This is a genomic window from Nodosilinea sp. LEGE 07298 (assembly GCF_015207265.1).
Lineage (GTDB): Bacteria > Cyanobacteriota > Cyanobacteriia > Phormidesmidales > Phormidesmidaceae > Nodosilinea.
In genome coordinates, this window is the sequence record NZ_JADEXE010000553.1 from 1 (window position 1) to 1,852 (window position 1,852).

Annotated in this window: 1 protein-coding gene; it reads left to right on the top strand. The window is 51.2% G+C overall.

The genetic code is table 11. The features are described 5' to 3' along the window. The first annotated feature begins 342 nt into the window (after nt 1-342). A complete protein-coding gene (locus IQ273_RS32945) occupies nt 343-1,623 on the top strand; it encodes an HlyD family secretion protein (protein ID WP_194027279.1) in 1,281 nt (426 codons plus the stop codon). Nucleotides 1,624-1,852 lie beyond the last annotated feature (229 nt).

The following is a 1,852-nucleotide window of genomic DNA, read 5'->3' on the forward strand; positions in this document are numbered from 1 at the left end:
CGCCGTCGACCACCTCTTTGAACTCATCGCTTCATCAGGGTGCTCGCCCCCAGCTCTTTTACCGGGTTAATCCTGCGTCTCTGGAGGCTTTCTCATTACGCCTCTCTTGTTGCTGTGACTAGTTACGAACGTACCACTATTCAGCAACGCCCTGAAATTATTAAATGCTGCTTAACCATAGAGCAGCTGTAGCGTGATCTAGTTTAGATGTCGTGTTTTTCCTCGACATCGCCTAAAAACTCATGCCTTTTGCGTGGTTTGCACAGGTTTTGTTTAGGTTTTTTGAGTATTTATATAGAACTTTTGGTTGCTACTAAAGACTCTAAGCGAGCTTCTCTTAAAATGACTATTACTGACACTGTAGTAAATTACGACCTTCCAACCGCTGACCACAAGTCATCTTTTTGGCGTCGTCTGTTCATCGGTGGCCTTTGTTTGTCCTTAGGGACTGTTGCAGTTGGCGTTGGTGCTGCATCGATTACCTACCGTCTCACCCATCTGACCCTTTCAGGAGGGATGGTCAATGGTCGCACCGTCCGACTTCAGGCTCCGGTGGATGGCACTTTGGAAAACTTTTACGCCCGCCCTGGGGCAAAAGTCTCTGCGGGCCAGGTCTTAGCTCAGCTAGAGCCTTTGATGGCTGAGGAGCAACTGGCCAGTACCCCCGCACAGCTAGGCCAGGCATTAGATGTGAGCTTAGCCCAGCTCAGTAGCGCCCAAGCGACGTTGGCCATGCTTAGACAGCAGCTGCAAGATTTAAATCGCCAAGACCAGGTGCTACATGCGACAGGCCGACAGCTGTTAAGCCAGCAGGTTAGCTATCATCAAGCCGCTCAAGAGGCCGCGATCGCCCAAGAGAGAGAAGCCCGCGATAAATATGAACGTTACCGTTCACTATTAGACAAAGGAGCGGTTTCTGCCCAGCAAGTCAATGAGCTAGAAGCCGTGTGGCGATCTGCCCAGGCCGCCGTCCAACAGGCAATATCCGAGAGTGAAACCGCTGCGATTAATGCCAGTGCCCACCGCCAGGGAGCGACCGCCGTATCGAGCACCGATAACTTGCAGGCTCGCCAGCAGAATCTCATGCGGGCCATTCAAGATCAGACAGCTAAAATTCGAACTTTGACTGTGCAAATCCAGCAGCAGCGGCAGCAGCAGCAGGTTGCGGAAGAACGTTCGACCGAACGTTCGGCTGAGTTTGTGTCGATCGAGGCTCCCTTCGATGGAATTGTCTACAACACGTTTCACGATGCTGGGGAGCAAGTCAATCGACCAGCTGAGTTGATCTCCTTGCTCGACTGTAGTGATATGTGGATCGAGACCCTAGCGGTTACCGAACAAGCCTATCGTATTGACACTGAAAGCCCTGTGCGGGTCAAACTAGATGGTCAGTCCAACACCATCAATGGCAAGGTAGTTTTCATCGAAGCGGTTAGGAATGTCGATTTGGCGAGGGTGAGATCGGAGGCACTGCTACCAGCCCTCTCATCCGACTTAATTGGGCAACCCTTGGCTCGCATTCGCGTTCGTATTCCGGCTGAATTAATGCAGCGCGAAAACCGACAATTTTGTGGTTTAGGCCAATCAGCCCAGCTAACGTTTAGTACCCAATCTGGGGCCTAGAGCAGCCCGAATTGATTCAAAGTAACCGTCCTGGCGGAGCCGCTCCAGAGGGGCTAGGGGACATCTCTCTGCCCGACTCACATTTCTTTGCAGTAACAGCGGTAAGTAGCTAGGCGCATTTAAACATAAAACGTTCTAGCTGATAATTTCCAGCTTTACTACGCGCTTCCATGCCGTCAATGACGGTCATGGCCAAGTCATATTCGTTATCAAACATCTGACCGGCAAT